Genomic DNA, 23,892 nt, shown 5'->3' with positions numbered 1-23,892 from the left:
ATTTATATGTGATGGGCATGCCCGTGTTCCAGTTCTTCTGGCGATGCATCCCTTACATTTACAACTTTTATGTGAAAATGTATTCTATGGCCTGCAAAGGGATGGTTAAAATCAATGGTTACGTTCCCATCCTTAACATCTTTTACATAAAAGGGTATTTCATTTCCTTCTTCAAAATGGGCATAATACTGCATTCCAACAATTGGTTCCTCTTCACCAAAGTATTCCTGTGGAATAACCTGAACCGCTTCGGGATCATACTCACCAAAAGCCTCGTCGGGCTCCAGCACTATGTCTTTCTCTTCACCAACCTTCATACCTTTCATCCCATCTTCCAATTTCGGAAAAATTTCGCCAACGCCAAAAAGGAAAACAAAAGGTTCCCCCTTTGTAGCGTCAATCAAATTCCCATCATCCAGAGTCATTGTATACTCTATCGCTACTACTTTTTTGTTATCTACAACTTCCATTATTTCCTCCTCTTCAGGTTTTCATAATTATTAAGTCTCGGGAGTAAATTGTCAAAAAAAAACGGCGTACTTCAAAAATGATATGCTCAAAATGTTCGTTGTGCATTTACAAGCTGTCAGAAGAACTGGAATTAAGCTATATCAAATCACAGCTTACTAACAATCTCACTACACTTAAGCCTCCGTAGCAGAAGAAGAAGCCATAATTCAGCAATTAAATAGACCTTGGCTTCCTCCCACCTCGTTTTAGGCTTCCTAATTCTTTCTAAATACGAAAAACGAAGTTTTCTTAACCCGTCCACCACCCCCGGGAATAGGAAAGCCATTAAAATTAAGAAAACGTTGTTTTTAAACAATAGGAGTGTAATTACAGGGTTGATAATATAAAGTGGCATACTTATATACATTTCAAACAAATCTGATGACGTTCGTTGGGGTGTGTCCCCTCCTGAATAGAGCAACATTGCTGCTGAAACTCTCATTAAAACCGCACCCCAAAATTGATAAAAGAAACAAAAGAATGCTTATTCTGGCAGTAAAAGCAATAAAGGTTATTACAGAGTATTCTTCCTTTTGTGCAGGACATTTCACCAAGGTAGCATAATACAACCGGAATTTGTGCGTCAATCTTTTGAGGCACAAATGGATACGCATCTGCAACCTAAAATCATTATCCACGCTTTCACAATACAGTGACTCTGATTTATAATTGACTATATGCAATTTAGCGAAATTATAACAGAAGCCAAAAAAGTCATAAAAGGACAGGATGACATAATCAAAGCAGTCTTAACTGCTATTGTCGCCGATGGGCACGTCCTCCTGGAGGGACCCACCGGCGTTGGCAAGACGACTTTTGTACTAACCTTTGCAAAAATTTTTGGTCTAACCTTCCGCAGAATACAGTTTACAAGTGATGTCTTGCCTTCAGACATATTGGGAACAAACATTTTTAACTTAAAAACAGGAACTTTTGATTTTCACCCTGGCCCCATCTTTGCCAACTTCGTCCTTGTTGATGAAATTAACAGGGCCTCCCCCAAAACCCAGAGCGCCTTAATTGAGGTGATGGAAGAAAGACACGTTACAATTGAAGGGAAGACCTACGAGCTTGATAAACCTTTTATAGTTTTTGCGACGCAGAATCCCATGGACTACGCAGGAACATTCCCTCTTCCCATTACACAGACTGACAGGTTTCTAATGAAAATCAAAATAGAATATCCTTCAAAGGAGGTAGAGCAGGAAATACTAAAGGCAGGGGACCCAAGATATTTAATTCCAACCCTAAACCAATTAGTTACAAAGGAAGAGTTTCTCACCATCCAGCAGGAAGTTTCAAAGGTTAAGGTGGACGATTCTATCATTGACTACATCTCAGAAATTGTTATCTCCACAAGAAGTAATCCCTCTATCAAAGAGGGATTAAGTTCAAGGGCATCTATTCACCTTTTAAAATGTTCAAGAGCTAAAGCACTCATTGAGGAACGAGACTACGTAATTCCAGAAGATGTTAAAGAAATTTTCCCTTACGTGGCAAGTCATAGGATTATCTGTGACGTTCCAGCATGCGATGTCTCAGTTTTTCTAAAAGATTTCATAGAGAAGATTCCCGTTCCAAGATAAATGTTCAGAAAGCCCAAACCTTTTGTTTCCTACGTAAAACTTAAAAAATGGGGTAGGTATTACGCTATACTTACTTTATTGCTCGGTTTTGCAGCGGTAAACTCAGGGAACAATCTCCTCTACTTCTTTCTTGCAGCGCTATTATCCATAATGGCACTCTCCGGTTTTATAAGCTATCTAAGTTTAAAGTCCATCCAAATCTCTATAATAGCACCTGAGGAAATGTATGCAAAAACGGTTAACTATCTGAAAGTCAGAGTAAAAAACAAAAGTCCTTTGCCTCTATTTCTCATCTACGTCAAAAGATCAGAAAAAGAAAAAGTGGTTTTTGAAATAATTCCACCATCAAGTTTCAAAGAAGGACTTTTGCCCTGCTACTTTGAAAAGAGAGGCTACAAGGACGTTGAATCAATCTTTGTTGGCACCACATTCCCACTTAGTTTTACCATAAGGGAAATGTTCTACCCCATGAATCTGAAACTCCTTGTTTTCCCACACATATACAAAATAGAGAGGGATATAACAATAGAGTCTCCAGAAAACACAGGATGGGGAGCAGAATCAAGTAAAGAGGGCGCTATAGGGGATTTCATGGGACTCAGGGAATACACCTTTCAGGACAAAGTCTCAAGAATTCACTGGAAAAAAATCAAAGACGAAAGACTTTATGTTAAAATATTCCGGGACGAAAATTTTCAGGTCTTAAACCTTGATATCGCTTCAACTGCATCGGAAGAGGAAATCGAAAGAGTAGCTTCCTTAGCAGTCCAATACTTAGAACAAGGACACAGCGTGGGATTAAAGATTGATGGCAAAGCCATTATTCCCCCAGATTCTGGCATTAAGCAAAAGATAAAAATTCTTGAAGAACTCGCTCTTTTAGGTTATGAAAGTTGACAAGAGAATAAAAATCGTTGTTTATCTACCACTCACCGTTGCAATGGTAAGCTTAGCTCATACACTGGCACCAATGGGTCTCTCTTTCTTAGTTCTTCTTTTTATCTCATTTTATCTGGATCTTACAAAAGAATTTTATATTTCCAGCAAAATTTTGACAGTACTTGGTGTCCTTTTGACCCTTTTCCTTTTTATTTTAGCCTTGAGAATACCCTTCGAAGCAATCGCTTACTGGATCATGTCCCTGAGCATCATAAAGATTCTCGGTAAAAAAACTTTGCGGGATTTGAAACAAATTGTAGCCCTTTCTTTTTTCAACTTTGTTGACAGCGCCATTTTTCACTACTCCTTTGTCTTTTTACTTTACCTTGTACTCTACATAGTTTCAGCCTCCATAGCCTTATTAATAATCACTTACATAGATGACCGACGAGAAACAAACCTTGAAGAAGACCTCCTCAAGACACTGAGAAACTTTGGAATTGGATTTGGGCTTGTTACTGTTTTGATGTCACTTTTCTTCTTCATAATTCTTCCCCGTTCCCCATATGTTCTTATCCGCGCTCAAATTTATTCGCCTGCTCGAAAGGAAGGATTTGGCAACGAACTCCAAATCGGCAAGGTGGAATACATGAATAGAAGAGACCAAGTTTTAATGAGGATAAAGCCACTCATGAAAAGACATGAAAACTTCCTCTATGTCCGTGGAAACGTTTATAACGTTTACAAAAAAAACACTTGGATAAGAGTCCCTGAAAATACGACGGGATGGAGTTACAAAAGTGACTCCAAATATAGGGCGGGGGCAAGGACTTTCTTAATCACCCTTGAGCCAATGTCCACAAAAGCTCTTTATGCTCCTGACTTTCCAGAATCAATAGATTTTAGAAGATTTTCATTTAAGAAATCTTGGGGAAAGGTGTTTTTAACGACAGGACATGAAATCAACAGAAAAGTCAATTACAAAGCCTTTTCATCCTCAATTCCCGATAATGAATTCCCGGTAGGGGTGGATTTCCTGTCGGTTCCAGAGGCATATATTGAAATAGTTGATTCTTTAATTGAAGAGAATAATTTTAATGGGACTAATCCTGGTGAAATTGCACAAAAAGTAAAGGAATATTTTTTGAAAAATTACAAATACTCCATTGAACTTACCTCAGACACAAACTGGATACATTATTTCCTAAAGACTCGCAAAGGCCACTGTGAATATTTTGCAACCCTTACTGCTTTGATTTTAAGAAGAGTAGGAATCCCATCAAGAATTGTAGCAGGCTATATTACAAAAGAATGGAACTCCTTTGGAAACTACTTCATCGTGAGGACAAGACACGCCCACACCTGGGTAGAATATTTTTATACCAACAGATGGATTCCCCTCGATCCGACCCCTCCCTATCAGGAAGAGAAAATAGTCTTAAATAAGCTAACAGAATATTTTGATTACCTTTCATATGTCTGGACAACACAAGTTCTTGAATTCAGTTTTACGAATCAGATTAGAATATTCAACGCAATCCAGTATTCCATTAAAAATCTCTTCAAGAAAAAACTTTTAACCCTATTGGGGAATGCAGCATTCATATTTATAATCGCGCTCGGCTTTGTGTTAGTTCTAAAGCGAGTAAGATACAAAACTCATCCCGCTACTCAATACTACAGAAAGTTTGAGAAAATATTAAAAAGAAAGGGGTACAATTTAACCCCTTCAATGACCGCTAAGGAAATCGCAGACCTTGTCAAAATTCCCGAAGCTACTGATTTTCTTGCCGAATATACAAAATGCAGATTTTCAACGAACTGTGACTTAGAAAAACTTAGAAGAAAATTCGAAAATTTTAGACAGAGTATTTCTTAACCAATAAAGAGGCGTTGTGTCCTCCAAAGCCAAAAGAATTTGAAAGGGCGTAATTTACAATTACTTCTCTATAAGTTCCGGGAACATAGTCAAGGTCACACTCCGGATCTGGAAATTCGTAATTTCGGGTAGGATGTATTTTATCGGTATAGACACTCATAACGGATGCAATGAATTCCACTGCTCCGGCAGCCCCAAGTAGGTGTCCGGTCATGGACTTAGTAGACGAAACAGGAATCTTATAGGCATGCTCGCCAAATAGTTTCTTAATCGCCTTCGTTTCGGCAATATCGTTTAGCTGGGTTGAAGTACCGTGGGCGTTTATGTAACTTACTTCTTCAGGAGAAATTCCAGCCTCTTCAATAGCAAGTCTCATTGAATTAACCGCTCCCTCGCCATCGGGATGTGGTGCTGTTATGTGATAAGCATCGGCAGTGGCTCCGTATCCGACCACTTCTGCGTAAATTTTGGCCCCCCTCTTTAGTGCGTGTTCGAGCTCTTCCAGAACAACAGCACCAGCACCTTCAGCCATTACGAAACCGTCGCGTTCTTTATCAAAGGGCCTCGAGGCCTTCTGTGGTTCATCATTTCTTGTAGAAAGAGCTCTCATGCTACAGAAACCAGCAAGTCCGATAGGCGTAACAGGAGCTTCAGCACCACCTGCGATAATGATATCAGCATCACCATATTTGATCATCCTGTATGCGTCACCAATAGCATGGGCGGAGGAAGCACATGCCGAGACTACAGAATAGTTGGGGCCTTTGAAACCATATCTCATTGCAATGTGCCCCGGGGTAATATCAACAATCATCATAGGAACAAGAAAAGGACTAACTCTTCGTGGTCCTTGCTCTTTGAGTTTTATAACCTCTTCTTCCAGCGTTTTAATCCCGCCTATCCCTGAAGAGAATATAACCCCAACCCTACATGGATCGAATTTACCCTCAATTAAACCAGCATCACTTACCGCTTCATGAGCAGCATATAGTCCATATTGGGTTACGAGGTCCATTCTTTTAAGTTCTTTTGGATCAAACCGTTCTTCTGGATGAAAATCTTCAATTAATCCAGCAATTTTGGTCGGGAACTGGGATACGTCGAACCGGTCGATTACTTTTATTCCATTTTTCGCAGATAAAAGAGCCTCCCAGAAATCATTTACATTTTTACCAACAGGGGTAACCACCCCCACCCCTGTAACTACAACTCTTCTTTTCATATTAATTGAAAAAACAAACAGGTTAAAAGCAGAATAATAATCCTGCTATCTTAACCGCCTATCTTTGCTTTTATGTAATTGATTGCATCCTGCACAGTTCTTATTTTCTCCGCATCTTCATCAGGTATCTCAATTCCAAATTTTTCTTCTATAGCCATAACAAGCTCAACTACATCGAGAGAATCAGCACCAAGGTCTTCCATGAACCTTGATTCAGGCTTTATCTGATCTTCAGAGACTGACAGTTTGTCCACTATTATCTCTTTTAGAGTAGCAAATATATCCATAACTACCTCCTTTTGAACTTATGTTTTGTTTCTACTTTTTGCCGAGGGCGGGATTTGAACCCGCACGGGTCGAACACCCACTGCCTCCTGAGGGCAGCGCGTCTGCCAGTTCCGCCACCTCGGCGATGTGTTAATTTTAGGGAAAGGTAAAGGAAAAATCAAACGACATGGCCTTTTATAAAACGTATTTTAAAAAGCCTTATCAATTAAAAGAAAAGACTTTCTATTTGCTTTCCCAGGCCAACACATTAAAATATTTAAGGACAAGGAGGAAGTATGAGACTTATAAAAATACTTTTACTCATTCTCTCATCAGGGCTCCTTATAGCCGGAGTTGAATTTGAAGATGGAAAAGTGGTTTTCTCTCTTAAAGATCCACAAGCTAAAGATGTAGTTGTCACTGGCACTTTTTCCAACTGGAGTCCAGCAGGGATTAAAATGGCTCAAAGAGACAATATTTGGACTGCAAAAATAGAGTTAAAACCGGGAACCTATGAGTACAAGTTCATAATTGATGGTGTGTGGAAAGAAGACCCGGATAATCCTTGGAAAGTCCCCGATGGATTTGGTGGGTCAAACTCAAAATTCACATTAACTGATAAAGGAGAAATCCTCTTTACTGAAAACCCTCAATTAAGTGTCAGCGCCCTAAAATCCTTAGAATATATAGATGGTAAAGTAATTTTCAGATTTTACGACAAGGAAGCTAAAGAGGTCTACCTTGCAGGCACCTTCAACAATTGGAGTCCTAATGCATTAAAGATGGAAAACAAAGGAACATACTTTGAGACTTCTTTAGAACTCAAACCAGGAGTTTACGAATACAAGTTTGTTGTTAATGGAAATACCTGGAAGGAAGACCCATTTAACGCAAGGAAAGTTCCTGATGGATTCGGCGGGTTCAATTCTCAATTTGAACTGACTCCAGACGGTAAGCTTCTCTACTCACCTGCATCTACAAAACCTGTGGAAACTGAAGCCAAATTTGACTGGAAAGGCCCTGAATATACTCCAGAAGGAATTTTATTCAGATTCTATGCCCCTGATGCTCAGGCAGTTTATCTTGCCGGTACTTTTAATAACTGGGCACCTACGGGATTGCCAATGACCAAAGACGAGAAAGGAATCTGGAGCGTAAAAATAAAACTCATTCCTGGAAACTATCAATATAAATTTGTTATAGATGGAGTAAAATGGCAAGAAGATCCCACAAACCCGGCAAAGGTAGATGATGGTTTTGGAGGATTTAATTCTGCTTTCAAACTTACCGACGATGGCAAAATTCTGCTTGAGGCTGTGGGGCCCACAACTCTTCCCCAAGAACCGGTAATTAAATCACTTAAAAAACAGGGAACTCCCATTTACCTTGCAATTGTCTGGCATCAACACCAACCGCGTTACTACAAGGATCTTAAGACAGGAGAGTCTTTTGCACCATGGGTTAGACTGCACGGTATAAAAGACTATTACGATATGGCAGCAATTCTTTATAATTACCCAAAGATTAGATTCACCATCAATCTCACACCGGTTTTACTCATGCAGCTTGAGGACGCCATAAAATTGTACGAAGAGGGAAAGTCTCCCGATGTGGACTTCAGGATGACATTGAAAAATGCGGACTCACTTACTTATGAAGATAAAAAGTATCTCCTTGCTAACTTTTTCAGTGCAAGCTGGGATAATATGATTGATATCTTCCCCAGGTACAAGGAGCTTAGAACAAAAAGGGTCTGGAATCCAGATGGAACAATAAACTTTGATGAATCAATCAGGAGATACACCACTCAGGATTTCAGAGACCTTCAGGTCTACTTTAACCTCTGCTGGTTTGATCCTGATTTTCGAAACGGTGAAGTAGAATTGCCTACAGGAGAGAAGGTAAGTGTTAAAAAATTTGTTGAAAAAGGCCAGAATTTCACTGAGCAGGATAAAAAAGAAATTCTCGACATACAGATGAAGATCTTAAAAGCAATAATTCCCGTCCATAAAGATCTGCTTTCCAGGGGCCAAATTGAAGTTATAACTACCCCCTACTACCATCCAATATTACCACTTATTTACGACACCGAATCGGCACGAGAAGCAATGCCTAACGCAAAACTTCCCGAAAGATTTTCATGGCCTGAAGATGCAATATGGCACGTGAAACGGGCGGTAATTAAGTATAAAGATATCTTTGGCAAAGAACCCGTAGGCATGTGGCCTGCGGAAGGTTCCGTGTCCCATGATATTGTACCCATCGTCAGACAAAGCGGGTTTACATGGATGTGTTCCGATGGCCACGTCCTCGCCCGTTCTCTTAAAAAAGCAGATTTCGGCGATGATGACCTTTACAGACCCTACGCTGTGGTCAATGGAAAAGACACAATTTATATGGTATTCAGAGACACCGACCTCTCTGACAGAATAGGTTTCAGGTACAAATCCTACTCAGGTGTTCAGGGCGCCAACGACTTCATTCTTAGGCTTTACGAAATTCACACCAAATTTGCAAAGGATCCCGAACCTCATCTGGTTACCGTAATTCTTGACGGCGAAAACGCCTGGGAATGGTATAAAAATGACGCAAAGGAATTTTTCCATTCTCTTTACTCCCAGCTCAGTGAGGCGGACTGGATTATAACTACCACTCCCACAGATTTTATAAAACAATTTCCACCTAAAAGAGTGATTACCCATCTCCACGCCGGTTCCTGGATAAATGCCGACTTCTCTACTTGGATAGGGGAAGATGAAGAAAACCTGGCCTGGAATTATCTCGGTTATGTGAGAAAAGAATTTGAAAATTTCAAAAAGTCAGAACAGTACGATGAAACAACCTTAGAAAAAGCCTTTTTAGAACTGGCATCTGCCGAAGGGAGCGACTGGTTCTGGTTCTTTGGAGCTGACCAGAGCGCAGGCGACGACCGATGGACCGACATAATGTTCAGAAGAACCCTTAAAAATGTCTATGAAATCCTTGGTAAGCCCTATCCCGACTTTCTTGATAAGTCAATCCTGGAAGAGGCGAGAAAAACCTCTTATTCTGCTTCGGTCATGGCAAAATCCGACCCCCGGATTTCAGCAAAGGAGATTTACAAAATAAAAGATGTTGAAGGCGATGATTACGGCCCTGGTTATTATCTCTATCCGTCAAACGGCGTATTTAAGAAAGGCATTTTTGACATCAAGGGTTTAGAAATTTTTGAAACAGATAAAAGCTACATCTTTTCAATAAAGGTAGGAGAATTGGATAACCCATGGAATGCCCCCTATGGATTTTCACAACAAATCTTCTTCCTCTATATTGATAATAGAGACGGCGGAAAAACTGACCCCATAAAACCTTCCCTCAACTATCAGATAGAAAATCAATGGGATGTTGCCATCATGGTCTCCGGCTGGGATAACGCTTGTGGAGTCTATAATACTTCTATGGAGCTCCTTGAAGTTCCTGACATTTACGTAGACTACGAAAACAGAGAAGTCGTTTTTGCTGTCTCCAAAAAGTTTACAGGGGATCTGAAAGGGGCAAGAATATCTCTAACCGGCTATTCATACGATGGTTATGGAAAAGAAAGTTTAAGAACATTACAATCGGCAAGAGGCGAATGGGAATTTGGTGGAGCAAAATCCACGTCCGCTCCTAAGGTTATTGACCTTTTACACCCAGATAGGGGTGTACAAGAAAAGGCATTAAGTAGCTATGAGAGAGGCGAAACAGTAAGAATTCCTTTTCTCAATGTAAAGTAGAGAGGAACTTTTTCTGAAGTTCATTTTTGAGATTTTTTAAACGGTTTACCGTTTCTAAACCGTAGTAAATTGCCGGAAAAACTGAGTTGTTGGTAAGAAGCGGGTCAAATAGTTTAAATTCCTCAATAACCCGATTTCCCAAGGGGGTACCAGGGATAGGTGAAAACTCTGAGAGAGAAATTCTGATACCAAATTCTGAAATTATTTTAATATTTTCCTCAACCTCCTCTGGACTTTGCCCGGGCAGGCCAAGAAATATGTAGGCGGTTATTTTATCTCCGGAAAAACCTGCCTCTTTTAAATTCTTTACAGCCTCTTCAAAATCTTTATAGGAGAGTTTAAAACCCACCTTTTTCAAAAGATCTGGATTAATCGTCTCTACACCCAGGAATATCGTCTCAAAGCCCATCTCTTTAAGAAGGATTGCCGTCTCTCTATTAATTTTTCTTACATGAAGGGCATTGGGTGTATGGAAGCGGATTTTGCCAAGTAAATTCCTTTCCCTCAGTTTGTCCTGAAAAGGCAAAAGTCCAGCATCGAGATTGTAAAGCAATGCATCATCGTAAAATACAAAATCCCTAACTCCTTTACCAAAGTAAAGTTCTTCAACAAGACCCACAAGTCTTGAAACGTCAAAGGTTCTAAATCTGGGCTTAAGCAGAAATGACGCACAATAGGTACACCTTAAAGGACAACCTTCATTAATCCTCAAAACTGCATAATTTAAGTCCTCATAAACTTCATAGTAAGGAAGCTCATCAAGAGGATTTAAATAGAAATTTTTACTCCAAAAGCTTTCCCAGTTATCACCCAATACAACTTCATCAGCTCCGAGAGAAAGGTAAAACTCATGCATTAGTGTCGCTGCAATTCCTCCCACAACTATTCTCGCCATTGGCCATCTTTCCCTTGCAATATCAATTACTTCCCTTACTCCGAGATACCAATAAGTCATCCCAGTAGTTATAAAAACAAAGTCATATTCCTTAGAGAAGGTTTCCTCTAAAAAAATATCAGTCGGTAAGCCGTATCTTTTAAATTTTCTGGGAATAAAAGATATAACATCCGGTTTTTTTACCTCCTCATAATAAAACTTTCCCCTACCATACTCATCGGTCTTTAAGTCCAGCTTCTTATAGAAAGGATGTCCTCTGTCAAGAAAATCAAAGAAATTAAACTCAATCCCTTCCTTTTTCAATGCTGATGCTATTCTCAAAAGGCCATATGGCTTTAGCCAGTAGTCATGAAGGGCAAAATCATAAACAGGAGGATTAACGAGCAAAACTTTCATTTTTACTTTAAAACCGCTACCCTTTTGATTCTCACGGAACTCAAATCGCGCCTATCGATTCCAAAACTCTCTTTTAAAAACTTATGAAGAGAACTCTGGCTCAAGTCCAAAATGAACTCCTCAGATTTTCCATCCTTTTCCAACCTGAATTTCGCTGTGCTAAGCTTTTTCCAGTCGGGTTTTTTATCCATAGGCTCAATTGAGAGAATTTCAAGCCCTGAAACGGACACATAGTTTAAACTTTTGACAAGATTATCAAGATCTTCAATAACCTCTGCTTCAAAATAGAGGTATTCTTCTTCACTCTCAACTCCAAGGGGTAGTGGATTTGGCATAGAAATCTTAGGATGGGGTACATACCCCTGAGAATACCGAAGACTTACACCACATGCCCTAAGCAGATTAACGATTATTTTGGAAAGATCCCTCTGAGAGATAAACCTTGACCTATCTTTCACTTTATAGACCATCAAATATCCACTAAATCTAACGGCACTTTTTTGCCCTAGATTATTCCCAAACAACTCAACCTTTTCAACCTTTTTGAGTCCCTTTTTGCAAAGTTCATAACCTTCCCTAATCCAAAGACCACATCCTTGACAACCCTTTACCATGCAATCCACCGTATAAGTCGTTTTCTTAGATCTGAAAAATTCACTCTTTAAAAATTTAGGATAAACTCCTGTCTCTATAATCTCCCAGGGCATCTCTTCTTCGGGACTCCGACGGGAAGCATACTTTATGGGGTCAACACCATTTTTTTCAAAAGCTCTTAAATATTTGTTAAAATCAAAAAACTCACTTCTTGAATCAAAAATTGCTCCTTCTTTGTAAACATCAAGCAAAACAGGGGCCAGGGCCCTATCACCTCGTCCGAAGACACCCTCAATAAGGCTCATTTTCGGGTCATGAAAACTGAGGGTTAAGTTCTTCAGCCTCCCTACAGCTTTTTTTAAATAATCAATCTTCAGGTATATCTCTTCGGGGGGCTCCTGACGGGCATATTGAAACGGTGTATGGGGGCGAGGAACAAAAGGAGAGATAGAGGCTTTAAAATTTAACCTCTTGTAATGGGTTGAAAGGTCCTTCAAGAAATTCACCATCTCTTTAAGGTCCTCTTCTGTTTCACCGGGTACACCTATCATCAAATAAAGTTTAACATGACGAAAATTAAATTGAACAGCAAGGTCCAGCGTTCTAAATATGCTCTCAAGAGGGACATTTTTGTTAATGACTCTTCTTAACTTTTCTGAAGCCACTTCTGGTGCAAGGGTGATGCCGAAACGTCTGAGTTCTTCAAACTCCATGAGTAAACTTTCGTCTAAGGAATTGATGGGAAGGCTTGGTAAAGAAATGTGGGTATTTCCAAACCGCTTTTTAAAAGCCCTAATAAGCTCATTTAAATAGGGATAATCAGATATGGAAAAGGCCAGAAGACCCACTTCATCAAAACCTGTTCTTTTCAGCCCCTCATCTATGATTTTTAACACTTCTTCCGGATCACGAACTCTCAGAGGTCTGTAAGTGAATCCCCCCTGACAGAAACGACATCCCCTCGTACATCCCCTCATAAGTTCAACAACATAGCGGTGGTGTACGATTTCCATCGTAGGTACAATTTGGTCCACAGGAAAGTCATCATAACTGAAATAGGCAGTTGCACGTTTAGTTTTCTTTGAAATTTCGGGCACATAAATACCTTCAATTTCCGCAATCCCTTCATATAACTCGGAAATGGTAAGTTTTCCCCTTTTGTAATCTATGAGATAAGGTATCAGCTTCTTAACAACGTTCTCACCTTCCCCAACCACAAAAAAATCTACGAAAGGTTCAAGGGGAAGGGGATTAAAGCTTGAAGGTCCTCCAACGACAACGAGAGGATACTTACCTTTCATTCTCTCTTCTCTCAGCAACGGAACCTGAGAAAGTTCCAAAGCCAAAAGCACATTCGTATAGTTCAACTCGGTATGGAGTGAAATGCCAAGTAAATCAAGATTTTTCACCGGTGTAAATCTTTCAAGGGTAAAAAGGGGAATCTGTTTGTGCTTCATGTATTCAATAGCATCAATCCACGGCAAAAATATCCTTTCCGCGTACACATCAGGATAGCTGTTAAATATGTGGTATATTATCTTCAATCCTAAATTGGACATTCCGATTTCGTAGATTTCAGGATAAAGCAGACCTACGTGCAATTTAATATTATCAAGAGGTTTTCTAACAGCGTTAAATTCCGCTCCAATGTAGCGTGCTGGCCTTTCAAGGTTCAGGAGATAATCTCCAAAGGGATGATTCATACCGAAAACCTAATATGGAGAATGTCTCCATCTTTCACGATGTAATCTTTGCCTTCAAGACGGTAAAGTCCCAATTCTTTTGCCTTCTTTTCACTCCCAGCCTTTTTAAGGTCATCAATGTTAATTACCTCTGCCCTAATAAACCCCCTTTCCATGTCACTGTGAATCTTACCGGCCGCCTCTTTAGCAGTAGCTCCTTTCCTCACAGCCCAAACCCTGGCTTCTGTTTTACCAGCGGTATAGAAAAAGGTTAATTCCAGCACATCCTTGACAACACCAGAAATGGCTGTTTTAATGTCATCCTTTATTCCAAACTCTTTAAGAATTTCAATCTTCTCGTCCCCCTCTAAGCCCATTAGTTCTTCCTCAACTTTTAAAGAAGTTACAAAATAAGGTGAATTCCTTTCTTCGATCTTAATAAGAAGTTCAGATGGGAGTTCTTCTCCGATTCTGGATTCCTCGCGATTTATGACAAAGATTTGTGGCAAAATGGAAAGAAAAACATACCCCCTTATCAGGTCTCTTTCTTTTTCTGATAAATCCAAGGAATGTAAAGGTTTTTCATTAGAAAGCCAAGAGTCAACTTTCTCAAGCAAAACTATTTCATCTTCATTAATCTTCTTTTTAATTCTTTCTCTTTTCAGCGACTCAATACGTCTTTCTACGAAATCAAGATCAGTAAGAAGAAGTTTGTACTCCAGATTGTAAAAAGAGTTTTCAAGGGTAGTTTCTTGAAAGTCAGAGATAACACAAATCAAGGCATCAAAATCTGAAAGCTCATTTTTGATTTCCCCTCTTTTTTCATCTTTCCATAATTTGCCCAGCCCATCAAAATCGAAAACCTCAACGTGCATAGGAGTTTTTTTACCCGAATTGTAAAGCTCAAAGAGATAGTCAAGATTGGGGTCTTCAAGAACAAAGGTACCCACACCCGAAAAGTAGTTTGAACTACGTGAAAAGTTATTATTTGTTAGAATTTTTAAAAGGGTAGTTTTTCCTGCAAAGCTCTCGCCAACAATTGCTATCTTCATCAGAACAAACCCGTTATCTTACCGTTTTCATCAATGTCAATAAACTCAGCAGAGGGAGTTTTGGGTAAGCCAGGCATGGTCATAATTTCCCCCACAATGGGAACTACAAAACCTGCCCCCGCACTCAATCGAACTTCTCTAATATGAAGTGAAAAATCCCTTGGCCTGCCAAGGAGTTTCGGATCTCCGGAGAGGGAGAGTTGGGTTTTTGCAACACAAACATATAAATTCTCAAATCCTTGCTTCTCAAAGTTCATTATATCTTTTTCCGCATCCCTATCTATTATAACCGCTTTGGCGCCATAAATCTGCTTTGCAATTTTTTCAATTTTAACAGGTATCGGGTCTTCAATATCATACACAAAATTTAGTTCCCCATTTGCTTTCTTGACAGCTTCAATCACCTTTTTAGCAAGTTCAATGCCGCCTTCCGAACCCTTGGCCCAGACTTCGACAATCGCAATGTCTTTACCCTTCGAAAGAACATAATTCACAACCAGCTCAAGCTCTTTCTCGGTATCTGAAGGAAACCTATTCAAAGCCACCACAAAAGGAATATTGAAAAATTCCAGATTTTCCATGTGCTTATCAAGATTTTCAAGGCCTTTTTTCAAAGCCTCAAGATTCTCAACGGTAAGTTCCTGCTTTTTAACCCCACCATGATGTTTGAGTGCCCTGACAGAAGTCACAAGTACAGCAGCCTTAGGTCTTAAATTCCCCACGCGAGAAACGATATCCACAAACTTCTCACCTCCAAGATCCGTGCCAAACCCAGCCTCAGTAACCACAAAATCGGCAAGCTTCAGAGCAAGTTTTGTAGCTATGAGAGAGTTAGTACCATGGGCAATATTTGCGAAGGGGCCTGTGTGAATAAAGGCAGGATTGTTTTCCAGCGATTGAACAAGGTTGGGTTTGAAGGCATCCCTTAAGAGGGCTCCAACCGCACCCTGGATTTTCAGGTCCCGGATTCTGATGGGGTTATTTTGCTTGCTATAACCGACTACAATATTGGAAATTCTTTCTTTTAAATCCTTGTAATTTAATGACAAACCAAGAATTGCCATGATCTCTGAAGCGGCGGTTATGTCAAAACTATCTTCCCGTGGAAACCCGTTAGAAGGTCCACCCAGGCCCACAATGACTTTTCTGAGGGCCCTATCATTCAGATCAACCACCCTTTTCCAGACCACCTTCCTGTAGTCTATTCCAAGTTCATTACCTTGGTGAATGTGATTGTCAATGACTGCTGAGATTAAATTATGAGCGATAGAGACTGCGTGAAAATCACCGGTAAAATGAAGATTTATATCTTCCATAGGAACAACCTGAGCGTATCCTCCACCTGCGGCTCCACCCTTAATACCAAAAACGGGGCCCATTGAAGGCTCTCTTAATGTAACAATAGATTTATAACCCAGCTTGTTTATAGCATCAGAAAGTCCTATGGAAACCGTAGTTTTCCCTTCACCGTATGGGGTTGGAGTCGTTGCCGTAACGAGGATTAAATTACCTTCTTTCTTTTCTTGAAATTCTTTAGTTTCCAGTATTTTGGGGTTAATTTTAGCCTTGAAATCACCACAATGGGTGATAAACTGGCAATCAATGCCTAACCTCGCGGCGATATGGTCTATGCTTAAAAGTTTTACACTACCTGCAATCTCAATATCGCTTTTCATTTCTAAAAATCACTCCTTTTATTAAATTTCTAAAAATCATAACATCGGTAACAGACCCGACACCACCAGGCACCGGTGTAATAAAAGCACTTTTTTCCTTAACTTCATCAAAATTAACATCGCCAACAACTTTATCACCGACCTGATTAATTCCAACGTCAATTACAAAGGCCCCTTCTTTTACCATATCCGCCCCTATAAAGCCTGCACGCCCTACCGCGACAACCAGTATATCTGCCTCTGTTGTATAGACATTTATATCCTTCGTGTAAGAATGACATACCGTGCAGGTCGCATCTTCATTCATAAGCATAATAGCAATAGGAAGCCCAGAACGGAAACTTCTTCCAAGAACACAAGCATTTTTCCCACGAATTTCATAGCCAGCCTCTTTTAATATCCTTATCACGGCATCTGCAGTGGCAGGTCTAAGGCCCTTATCTTTTCTTATAAGTTTTCCAAGGTTTAAAGGACTTGCGCCATCTACATCCTTTTCAGGCAGAATTAGAGAAGTATAATGGAGGTAATCACTCTTATTAGCTATTTGCAACATAATACCATCAACAAAATCATTCACATTGTATTCATAAATTGCACTTTTAAGTGTTTCAAGGTCTTCGAAGGTTTTAACCTCTACCTCAACCTCAAGTTTTTTTGCTACCTTCTTAAGTGAACTGACGTAGAGGGCATCGGAAATTTGAGGATTATACTGAAAGATAGCAAGTTTTAGTGGACGGTGAAGATTCAAACAAGCAATCTGTTCTTTTAACTCCTCCAGTACTTTTTCCCTAATAAGTCTTCCATCAATAATAATTGCCGACATGAAATAATTTTAAACCGGGAAATACGGAAATTAAAAAGAATGGCGGCGGAGGGAGTCGAACCCCCGACACGAGGATTATGATTCCTCTGCTCTGCCAGCTGAGCTACACCGCCAGGAATAAGACAGTAGCGGGGGCTGGATTTGAACCAGCGACCTTCGGGTTATGAGCCCGACGAGCTACCGGACTGCTCCACCCCGCGTTAGTAATATTATTATAGTGCAAAGATGTTGTTCAGTCAATATTGCGAGCTCCCTTTGAAACACTCTTAAAAAGCTCTAAGAATATCAAAAGGCTTACCAAAATAGAGACCAATCCAAAACCTACACTCGCCATCCTTCCAAACTTATCGGCAAGAATTCCTGACAAAGCAGAAAGAAAAATTGCAAAGTTTAACGTCGAATTCAAGAAACCAAAGGCAGTTGCTCTTTCATTTTCCCCGGAAAGCTTTGTGACTGCAGAGTAAAGGGTAATATACATAAAATTCCAAAGGGGAAGAATCCAGAAAAAGGCCATTAGATAACCCTTAGAAATCGCAAGAATTGCGATATTCAGGAAATACACTGATGATAAAAGAATCAGACTTTTCCACGGTTTAAGTTTTTTAACCACTTCACCATAGAATTTGCTCACCAGAGCCGACAAAAATGCGGGCACAGATGCCCATACAATTCCATATAAAAACTTGGACTTTCTTAGCACTTCATAAAGCTTAACAGAAAGAATTCCATATGAAGTGGAAATCCCAAATTCCAGGAAAAAGGTCCCGATAGCAAGAAATACTAAAAGTTTATTCAGTTTAACTTTAAAAATAGAGTTTGAAAGTGGTTCAGAGGTATGGTTATCAGAAAAAATCCGGTAAAAAACGACTATTCCTAAAGCCCATGATAAACCACTTATTATATATCCAAGCCTGAAGAGGCTGGGATCTCTTGACAAATAACCCATAATAATTCCACTGAGAGTCCATCCAATGGCTTCCGCAAGAAGATAAGTAGCAAAAGATCTTTCAGCATCTTCACTAAAAGAAAACATGCTGTTAATAATAGGTATGGCAATGGAAGCAAAAATACTTAAAAATAGTAAAAGGAAAAGCAAAGCGCCAATTCTATTGGAAAATCCGAGTAGGAGGACAAAAATTCCACCAAGACTGCTAAGCAAGAGAAAAAGCCTCCTTGAAATCACATCGGCGAGCCTTCCCCAGAAAACCGAAGTCAGAGCAACAAAGGCAGGCAGACTGTCAATTAGCAAGATTTGAAAATAAGTCGCACCAAGATCAACAAATCTTGGCCTTAAAAGAATATAATACGAACCGTAACCAAAATAAAAAAGTATAGTTGCTAATATTTTCAGAGTCATACCGGTGAGTTTCAAATTTTAATGTTCAACATGCGAACAAACTGTGCATTTAAGATTCACGGACTGACAATGTTACATGGGAAACCGCTCCCAGATGCTCCAACTTCAAAAATATGGTAAGATCTTAGTCTTTTAAAAATCTCGGTGTCAGGACATATTATAGACAAAATCATATCAGCAACATCCAAGGTGCTTGAAATATTGAGGGGTTAATTTTATAATTTTAGCACTGCGCTGCTAGCTCAACAGGCAGAGCAACGGATTCTTAATCCGTGGGTTGCAGGTTCGAGTCCTGCGCAGCGCAGTTTTATTTTTTGAGCCTAAATGAAGTTGCTTTAAATTTCCGTGTACTTTTTAAAATCAAACACATCTTATATCTGCAATCTTATTGGGTTCTATAAGTTAACGTTCTCTCCCATCACAAAGTACATTGCGTAAAATAGATGCCAATATCATACTAAAACTTCACTTCTGACACCTTTGTATCCCTTGCCCTTGCATCTTCTATGTTGTTTATTGTTTTGTGCATTTTACTCTACGATAATAAAAGTGATTATAGAAACTTGGTCCGGATAATACAAGATAGATAGGGTGCAGATAACAAACTTGCTTTTGGCTCAAAACTTACAGGAGGCATTTATGACTGGGCAAGGAAAGAAACAAAGCATTATGTTTTTAATTATCACAAAGGATCTCTCGCCAAAAAGGACATTTCCGATATAATAACGCTTCTGGAGAATGGTTATTACTACATTTGCAGGGTTTTAAAAGTAAAAATGAACTTTAAAATCAATTATTTTTTATGTGAATCCCAGGAAGAATCAGGAGAAATTTATGGAGACAACTAACCTGCAAACGGCGCTGTGATCCTGCCAAACAGCATATATGCAGTGTACAACGAAAAAATAAAATGCATCGGTTCCCATGAGGATACCCAGATAATAGCATATAACACCATTGTTAATCCTGAACAGGCTTTGATTCAGGAAGGGCTGGCAATGTTCTTTGACAGTGTTTAGTAAAATAAGTACTCAACAAGCTCGTAAAAAAGTTCTTGCATATAGTGTAAGTCCTTGCTTCAAAAATAATGTAGTTAGCGCCTTATTATGTTCTATAAGGGACCTTACTGCTTTTTTCTTTTACCTGGTTATTCGAGTGCTTCAGGTAAGCATAGATTAAGAATGCCTACCTGAAGGCAATAATGCTTATTGTCCGTAATGCCAAGATACATTTCGCCGGATTCAATTAATATATCTTTCAGTGGCCTGCCTTCGCGAGAAATAGCTATTTTTATACTGTCCCCCACAGTATTTTCTACTCTCAAAAGAAACACGACACTATTTTGAGTCTGATATAACGGTGAAAACTCAACAGTTACCGAATCAAAACTCATAATCTTACACGATTCTATGTGTGTTCTTGTTCCAAGCTTAAGAAGATACAAACCCTCTCCTGGATATTTGAGCACAAAATCATTCTTGCAGCTGTCCGAAGTTATATACTCCCATTCAACCTTTTTCTTAAAAACCGCCAGAAAAGTAGGGGAATACGTGTACATTCCGTTATAATAAGGAAAACCAGAAAGTCTTATCTTCTTTCCATCGACCAAGAATTTGTATGCTTTCTCGGTATTATCTACCTTTCCCCCAAAATACCACTCCTTAAGCAATACTACGCGGTAGTTATCAAAGGAAAGAAGATTTACCATCATCTGCATATGGGACCTCGTGCCTTTCTGGCATATGTCCTTAAGATCCCTGAAGCCCTCTCCTCTACCTATATTAATAACAAAGGGCTTCGTTCCTGAGTAAAATGAAAGCGACACAAGATAAATATATATCAGTTTCACTAACATGATTACTATATTTTATTGCTCAAGACAAAGGAATACAAAAGACTCCCGCATATTTCGGATAGGATGATACATTCCGCCCATTTGGTATGCATTGTCCGCCTATCTTATATTTTGCCTAAACATATACTCAATTAGCTTATTAATGTCCGCACTAAAAAGAACAATATATTTGTCCCCCGCTACAGCATGGTCGAGGAGCTTATTTTCAATAAAGATTGCCCCTGTTAGAAAAACAACAACTGGCACATCTATAGGATATTTTTCACTACCATACAGTTCACAAGATTTCAAAGGTACGTACAGAGGATATTTTGTCCTTGCCAGAATTCTGTAAGGGTTCTCAGGGCCCAAAATTGCGAGATTTACAGAATAAGCCCTCTCAATACAATTACTAAGTCCGTAGAGTGATCCAATTTCCTGACTTATTTCACCAACAGCATGGTAAATAAGAAGAATGCCTTCCTTCGTTATTATTACCTGGGTTCCTGCCCTATCTTCTCCTTTTACCTTCACCATTTTCTGTAAATCTCGACATATTTCTTAGATGTTACCGCCCAGGAGGTTTCCTTCTTTTACTCCTCAGCCTTTTTAAACACATAATTCTTGAATTCTTCATCCTCAAGCAATCTCTATACGGCCCTTGCAATTCTGGAAGAATTATAGGGTAAAATCAGAAATATTTTTCAAATCCTTCAAACTTACGGATTCTTGATGCAATGAATGTTCTCCAGCTCCAATTGCAAGATGGAATGAAGTAGAAGCAGATCTATCCTCTTCATAATATGGGAAAAGAGCAACATCATTGCACTAAAAATATATGGTACATCCCCATTAGGATAGAAATAATTAGGGAAAATGACTTTTTCTTTTAACCCAAATTCCTCTATCTTTTTATAAACAAACTCAACATAATCCTTGTCTTTCTGTTTTGCAGTTGGAGCAAGCCCCAGCACCGAAGAGATAAACATCCTCCATTTTTTCGGAAATTTCTTTCTAAGCCTAAAGCACTATGTAAAGATTCTTAGGTTCCACAAACCGAACATAAGAGGTATCTTATCTTCCGATGGTAATTTAAATCTCTCGCGTGAAGTCTTCCTGTCCTCATTACTTATCTCAGTCCCGTGAGGAATTAAAACAAACATAAACTCAATAGCAGGGCTCTTCAAATCCCTTTTGAGCTTACCACTTTAAAATTTGCGGAAAATTGCACAACACCGTCATTTTTAAACCTCAAAACTAAGGACAGTATTGAATTCTTGTGTTTCAAACGAGTATTAAAACTAATCCATTAACTTTTAAAAGCGAAGAGGTAAGAGCATTAAGCACCCGAAGCTTCGTGAGACAGGCTTATATCTCCGGCCTTTAACAATGCCCACTTAGTGACAATAGGACCAAAGATTTCATAAAGTACGGTTGTACTAACAATGGTATCAAAAATTATCGCTCCGTAAGCTGGAAAATCACTTTTTGCTATAAGCGCCACACCAAGAGCCACTCCTGCCTGGGGAATTAGTCCAAAACCCACGTACTTTTGGATATTCTTGGGTGCCCTTCCAAGTAGTGCCCCTAATCTGGCCCCCAGGACCTTGCCAAGCACTCTTGCAAAAAGGTAAACAACGCTAAATATACCAAGATGCTTCAAAGACTCAAGCTCTAAGTTGGCGCCTGCGAGAACAAAAAAGAGAAGGTAAAGGGGGTATTCCAGGCCCTTAATAACCTGAAAGAACCTATTATCTCCCTTCAAAGTATTCACAACAGTAGCGCCCAGAACCATACTGGAAAGAAGGACGGATACGTGAAGATGCTCGGCTATTCCAATAGCAAGGAAAATAAAGCCAAGTGTGTAAATCTCAAGTCCCTGCTCCGTTTTAACTAACTTTGAAAGGATCTTAAACAAGAAGCCAAGGGATATCCCAAGGGCAAAGGCACCACCTACTTCAAGAACACCACGTCCCACTGCTTCAAGCACTATCGCAAGTCCACTGCTTCCACGCATCACAAAAACTTTTGCAATCGCAAGAGAAAGAGAAAAAATAATGAGACACCAGGCATCATCAATAGCCACAATGCCAAGCAGTATATTCGTAAAAAGTCCTTTGGCTCCGGATTCTCTCACAACCATTACGGTTGCAGCAGGAGCTGTAGCAGATGCTATCGCACCAAATATTATTGAGACATAAAAAGACTGCCTCAAAATAAAGTAAAAGGCAAAGGTCACAATGAACCACGCACATACTGACTCAAAAATGGAAATTAATATCACGGTTTTCCCAATCCTTTTAAACCTTTGCAGAGAAAAATTTTGACCCAAAGTAAATGCCACAAACCCCAAGACAATTGATGAGACAAATGAGGAGGAAGATAGAACTTTATCTGACACAAGATTCAGAAACTCTTCTCCAATAATTATCCCGAGAATGAGATATCCTGTAACTGTGGGAAGCCTTACTTTTCCTACTATTTTAAAGGCAAAGAAACCTGTAAGAAATATAATACCTAAACTTAATACGGGGCTTAGATGCATTCCTAATAAATACCTTTCTGCTTAAACAAATATCTCACGATATCAAACAATCCAATAATACCCTGTAGCCTTCCCTCCCCATCAACAACTGGCATCTGCTCACTCTTATGAATTTTCAACTGCTCATAGGCTTTTTCTATCTCCTCATCGCCTTTTATCACCGCAAAATCCTCGTCCATAATGTCTGCCATAACGACGAGAATTCCCAGCTCCGGTCCAATCTCAACCTTGAAAATATTTTCATCCCAGACCTCATCAACAAAGGGTGATATCCTTAAAAGTTCCCTATTATATGGAAAGAAAACGTCAATGAGATTGCGCAACCTTACCAGCCCCACTAACTTTTTATCTTCATCAACTACCGGGACAAGTGGAAATGTGTGGAAATTATCAAACTTAATTAGTAACTCTCGTAGAGTTGTGTATTCACCAACATAAATCACATCTTTATTCATTATATCCTTAACAAGCATACCCCTCCCTCGCTTTGTAAATTTTAACACCCAAATAACATTTTATCAAGAGGAAGGTAAATTCAAAGACAATTATAAACTCAGGAGTAGAAACCCCAAGAAACATAAACCTGAATCTCATTTTTACTTTCTATCAGGTATTAAATGCTTTTCTCACACAAGTTATCTCAATTATTCAAAATGCTTTAACACTGGTGACCTGCAGATGAAAATACGAAATACGCGTTTACTTGTTGAACCAAAGGGTGGTCTATATATTATTTGTGGTAGTACCAGTGAAGTGAGGTATTTTTATAAAGATGTATCTTCTGATGAATGGGGAGGTCCTATTAATGTAACAAATATAAAAGGGGCAAAGTATTCCTGGTTGCCGTGTGCGGCCTTTGATGAAAGGGACAAGTTATATGTTGTCTGGACAGAGTGGGATACTCTGATGATGTATCGTGTTAAGGAGGACACCGTGTGGA

The 23,892-nt window shown here is 39.4% G+C and carries 21 protein-coding genes and 4 tRNA genes; 7 read left to right on the top strand and 18 right to left on the bottom strand.

What is annotated here, in order from left to right:
- Window positions 1–2: 2 nt before the first annotated feature.
- Window positions 3–470, bottom strand: coding sequence for a peptidylprolyl isomerase (locus QMD82_06515; protein ID MDI6851566.1), 468 nt, complete (start codon window positions 468–470; stop codon window positions 3–5).
- Between the two features lie 146 nt (window positions 471–616).
- Window positions 617–952, bottom strand: coding sequence for a hypothetical protein (locus QMD82_06510; GenBank protein MDI6851565.1), 336 nt, complete (start codon window positions 950–952; stop codon window positions 617–619).
- Between the two features lie 235 nt (window positions 953–1,187).
- Here QMD82_06510 and QMD82_06505 point away from each other — a divergent pair, with 235 nt between their 5' ends.
- The 3 genes from QMD82_06505 to QMD82_06495 are packed head-to-tail and all read left to right on the top strand — an operon-like array spanning window position 1,188 to window position 4,854.
- A complete protein-coding gene (locus QMD82_06505; protein MDI6851564.1) occupies window positions 1,188–2,096 on the top strand; it encodes a MoxR family ATPase in 909 nt (302 codons plus the stop codon).
- Window positions 2,097–2,993: a DUF58 domain-containing protein gene (locus tag QMD82_06500; GenBank protein ID MDI6851563.1), complete on the top strand. Its 897-nt coding sequence runs from the start codon at window positions 2,097–2,099 to the stop codon at window positions 2,991–2,993.
- Window positions 2,983–4,854: a DUF3488 and transglutaminase-like domain-containing protein gene (locus tag QMD82_06495; protein MDI6851562.1), complete on the top strand. Its 1,872-nt coding sequence runs from the start codon at window positions 2,983–2,985 to the stop codon at window positions 4,852–4,854. Before QMD82_06500 ends, QMD82_06495 begins: the two co-directional genes overlap by 11 nt.
- Here the strand turns inward: QMD82_06495 and fabF are convergent.
- The 3 genes from fabF to QMD82_06480 all read right to left on the bottom strand — a co-directional run bounded on the left by fabF (window position 4,835) and on the right by QMD82_06480 (window position 6,487).
- Window positions 4,835–6,076, bottom strand: a complete 1,242-nt coding sequence (fabF, locus tag QMD82_06490; GenBank protein ID MDI6851561.1) for a beta-ketoacyl-ACP synthase II — start codon at window positions 6,074–6,076, stop codon at window positions 4,835–4,837. The two genes, QMD82_06495 and fabF, sit on opposite strands and share 20 nt — an antisense overlap.
- Window positions 6,077–6,126: 50 nt before the next feature.
- Complete coding sequence (acpP, locus tag QMD82_06485) at window positions 6,127–6,363, bottom strand: acyl carrier protein (GenBank protein MDI6851560.1); 237 nt, start codon at window positions 6,361–6,363, stop codon at window positions 6,127–6,129.
- A gap of 39 nt (window positions 6,364–6,402) precedes the next feature.
- Window positions 6,403–6,487: transfer RNA gene (locus QMD82_06480), tRNA-Leu, on the bottom strand.
- A gap of 152 nt (window positions 6,488–6,639) precedes the next feature.
- Here QMD82_06480 and QMD82_06475 point away from each other — a divergent pair.
- A complete protein-coding gene (locus tag QMD82_06475) occupies window positions 6,640–10,098 on the top strand; it encodes a glucodextranase DOMON-like domain-containing protein (protein MDI6851559.1) in 3,459 nt (1,152 codons plus the stop codon).
- Here QMD82_06475 and QMD82_06470 read toward each other — a convergent pair.
- The 8 genes from QMD82_06470 to QMD82_06435 all read right to left on the bottom strand — a co-directional run bounded on the left by QMD82_06470 (window position 10,085) and on the right by QMD82_06435 (window position 18,573).
- Window positions 10,085–11,389 carry a radical SAM protein gene (locus QMD82_06470; GenBank protein ID MDI6851558.1) on the bottom strand — a complete coding sequence of 435 codons (1,305 nt, stop codon included), beginning with the start codon at window positions 11,387–11,389 and terminating at the stop codon, window positions 10,085–10,087. The genes QMD82_06475 and QMD82_06470 overlap by 14 nt on opposite strands.
- 2 nt (window positions 11,390–11,391) lie before the next feature.
- Window positions 11,392–13,686 (bottom strand): TIGR03936 family radical SAM-associated protein, encoded by a 2,295-nt coding sequence (locus QMD82_06465; GenBank protein ID MDI6851557.1) that lies wholly within the window; start codon window positions 13,684–13,686, stop codon window positions 11,392–11,394.
- A complete protein-coding gene (locus QMD82_06460) occupies window positions 13,683–14,717 on the bottom strand; it encodes a DUF933 domain-containing protein (GenBank protein ID MDI6851556.1) in 1,035 nt (344 codons plus the stop codon). The genes QMD82_06465 and QMD82_06460 overlap by 4 nt, the downstream gene beginning before the upstream one ends.
- Window positions 14,717–16,393: a formate--tetrahydrofolate ligase gene (locus QMD82_06455; GenBank protein ID MDI6851555.1), complete on the bottom strand. Its 1,677-nt coding sequence runs from the start codon at window positions 16,391–16,393 to the stop codon at window positions 14,717–14,719. The genes QMD82_06460 and QMD82_06455 overlap by 1 nt, the downstream gene beginning before the upstream one ends.
- On the bottom strand, window positions 16,377–17,216 hold the full coding sequence (locus QMD82_06450; GenBank protein ID MDI6851554.1) for a bifunctional 5,10-methylenetetrahydrofolate dehydrogenase/5,10-methenyltetrahydrofolate cyclohydrolase: 840 nt from the start codon (window positions 17,214–17,216) through the stop codon (window positions 16,377–16,379). Before QMD82_06450 ends, QMD82_06455 begins: the two co-directional genes overlap by 17 nt.
- 40 nt (window positions 17,217–17,256) lie before the next feature.
- A tRNA-Met gene (locus QMD82_06445) sits at window positions 17,257–17,329 on the bottom strand.
- 13 nt (window positions 17,330–17,342) lie between these two features.
- Window positions 17,343–17,416, bottom strand: a tRNA-Met gene (locus QMD82_06440).
- Window positions 17,417–17,448: 32 nt separating this feature from the next.
- Window positions 17,449–18,573 (bottom strand): MFS transporter, encoded by a 1,125-nt coding sequence (locus QMD82_06435; GenBank protein MDI6851553.1) that lies wholly within the window; start codon window positions 18,571–18,573, stop codon window positions 17,449–17,451.
- Between the two features lie 231 nt (window positions 18,574–18,804).
- Between QMD82_06435 and QMD82_06430 the strand changes: the two genes are divergently transcribed.
- Window positions 18,805–18,877 (top strand) — tRNA-Lys (locus tag QMD82_06430).
- A 559-nt stretch (window positions 18,878–19,436) separates the two neighbouring features.
- Window positions 19,437–19,592 carry a hypothetical protein gene (locus QMD82_06425; GenBank protein ID MDI6851552.1) on the top strand — a complete coding sequence of 52 codons (156 nt, stop codon included), beginning with the start codon at window positions 19,437–19,439 and terminating at the stop codon, window positions 19,590–19,592.
- A 128-nt stretch (window positions 19,593–19,720) separates the two neighbouring features.
- Here the strand turns inward: QMD82_06425 and QMD82_06420 are convergent, their stop codons facing one another.
- The 5 genes from QMD82_06420 to QMD82_06400 form a co-directional block, all read right to left on the bottom strand.
- Window positions 19,721–20,428: a hypothetical protein gene (locus tag QMD82_06420; protein ID MDI6851551.1), complete on the bottom strand. Its 708-nt coding sequence runs from the start codon at window positions 20,426–20,428 to the stop codon at window positions 19,721–19,723.
- A 99-nt stretch (window positions 20,429–20,527) separates the two neighbouring features.
- Window positions 20,528–20,944, bottom strand: a complete 417-nt coding sequence (locus tag QMD82_06415) for a hypothetical protein (protein MDI6851550.1) — start codon at window positions 20,942–20,944, stop codon at window positions 20,528–20,530.
- A gap of 182 nt (window positions 20,945–21,126) precedes the next feature.
- Complete coding sequence (locus QMD82_06410) at window positions 21,127–21,396, bottom strand: hypothetical protein (GenBank protein MDI6851549.1); 270 nt, start codon at window positions 21,394–21,396, stop codon at window positions 21,127–21,129.
- 350 nt (window positions 21,397–21,746) lie between these two features.
- Window positions 21,747–22,952, bottom strand: a complete 1,206-nt coding sequence (locus QMD82_06405; protein ID MDI6851548.1) for a cation:proton antiporter — start codon at window positions 22,950–22,952, stop codon at window positions 21,747–21,749.
- 2 nt (window positions 22,953–22,954) lie between these two features.
- Window positions 22,955–23,425 (bottom strand): CBS domain-containing protein, encoded by a 471-nt coding sequence (locus QMD82_06400; GenBank protein MDI6851547.1) that lies wholly within the window; start codon window positions 23,423–23,425, stop codon window positions 22,955–22,957.
- A 205-nt stretch (window positions 23,426–23,630) separates the two neighbouring features.
- Here QMD82_06400 and QMD82_06395 point away from each other — a divergent pair.
- Window positions 23,631–23,892, top strand: a 262-nt coding sequence (locus tag QMD82_06395) for a hypothetical protein (GenBank protein MDI6851546.1), incomplete at its 3' end; no start/stop codon positions are given.

The organism is bacterium, assembly GCA_030019025.1.
Taxonomy (GTDB): Bacteria; Hydrothermota; Hydrothermia; order UBA1063; family UBA1063; genus UBA1063.
This window is presented reverse-complemented; position numbering and strand designations above follow the sequence as displayed.

Excerpts from the sequence above, each read along its gene's own strand:
- QMD82_06465 (MDI6851557.1), bottom strand. The coding sequence starts at position 13,686 with ATGAATCATCCCTTTGGAGATTATCTCCTGAACCTTGAAAGGCCAGCA.
- QMD82_06460 (MDI6851556.1), bottom strand. The coding sequence starts at position 14,717 with ATGAAGATAGCAATTGTTGGCGAGAGCTTTGCAGGAAAAACTACCCTT.
- QMD82_06420 (MDI6851551.1), bottom strand. The coding sequence starts at position 20,428 with ATGTTAGTGAAACTGATATATATTTATCTTGTGTCGCTTTCATTTTAC.
- QMD82_06505 (MDI6851564.1), top strand. The coding sequence starts at position 1,188 with ATGCAATTTAGCGAAATTATAACAGAAGCCAAAAAAGTCATAAAAGGA.
- QMD82_06510 (MDI6851565.1), bottom strand. The coding sequence starts at position 952 with ATGAGAGTTTCAGCAGCAATGTTGCTCTATTCAGGAGGGGACACACCC.
- QMD82_06405 (MDI6851548.1), bottom strand. The coding sequence starts at position 22,952 with ATGCATCTAAGCCCCGTATTAAGTTTAGGTATTATATTTCTTACAGGT.
- QMD82_06415 (MDI6851550.1), bottom strand. The coding sequence starts at position 20,944 with ATGGTGAAGGTAAAAGGAGAAGATAGGGCAGGAACCCAGGTAATAATA.
- QMD82_06410 (MDI6851549.1), bottom strand. The coding sequence starts at position 21,396 with ATGTTTATCTCTTCGGTGCTGGGGCTTGCTCCAACTGCAAAACAGAAA.
- QMD82_06500 (MDI6851563.1), top strand. The coding sequence starts at position 2,097 with ATGTTCAGAAAGCCCAAACCTTTTGTTTCCTACGTAAAACTTAAAAAA.
- QMD82_06475 (MDI6851559.1), top strand. The coding sequence starts at position 6,640 with ATGAGACTTATAAAAATACTTTTACTCATTCTCTCATCAGGGCTCCTT.
- fabF (MDI6851561.1), bottom strand. The coding sequence starts at position 6,076 with ATGAAAAGAAGAGTTGTAGTTACAGGGGTGGGGGTGGTTACCCCTGTT.
- QMD82_06435 (MDI6851553.1), bottom strand. The coding sequence starts at position 18,573 with ATGACTCTGAAAATATTAGCAACTATACTTTTTTATTTTGGTTACGGT.
- QMD82_06450 (MDI6851554.1), bottom strand. The coding sequence starts at position 17,216 with ATGTCGGCAATTATTATTGATGGAAGACTTATTAGGGAAAAAGTACTG.
- QMD82_06400 (MDI6851547.1), bottom strand. The coding sequence starts at position 23,425 with ATGCTTGTTAAGGATATAATGAATAAAGATGTGATTTATGTTGGTGAA.
- QMD82_06470 (MDI6851558.1), bottom strand. The coding sequence starts at position 11,389 with ATGAAAGTTTTGCTCGTTAATCCTCCTGTTTATGATTTTGCCCTTCAT.
- QMD82_06515 (MDI6851566.1), bottom strand. The coding sequence starts at position 470 with ATGGAAGTTGTAGATAACAAAAAAGTAGTAGCGATAGAGTATACAATG.
- acpP (MDI6851560.1), bottom strand. The coding sequence starts at position 6,363 with ATGGATATATTTGCTACTCTAAAAGAGATAATAGTGGACAAACTGTCA.
- QMD82_06495 (MDI6851562.1), top strand. The coding sequence starts at position 2,983 with ATGAAAGTTGACAAGAGAATAAAAATCGTTGTTTATCTACCACTCACC.
- QMD82_06455 (MDI6851555.1), bottom strand. The coding sequence starts at position 16,393 with ATGAAAAGCGATATTGAGATTGCAGGTAGTGTAAAACTTTTAAGCATA.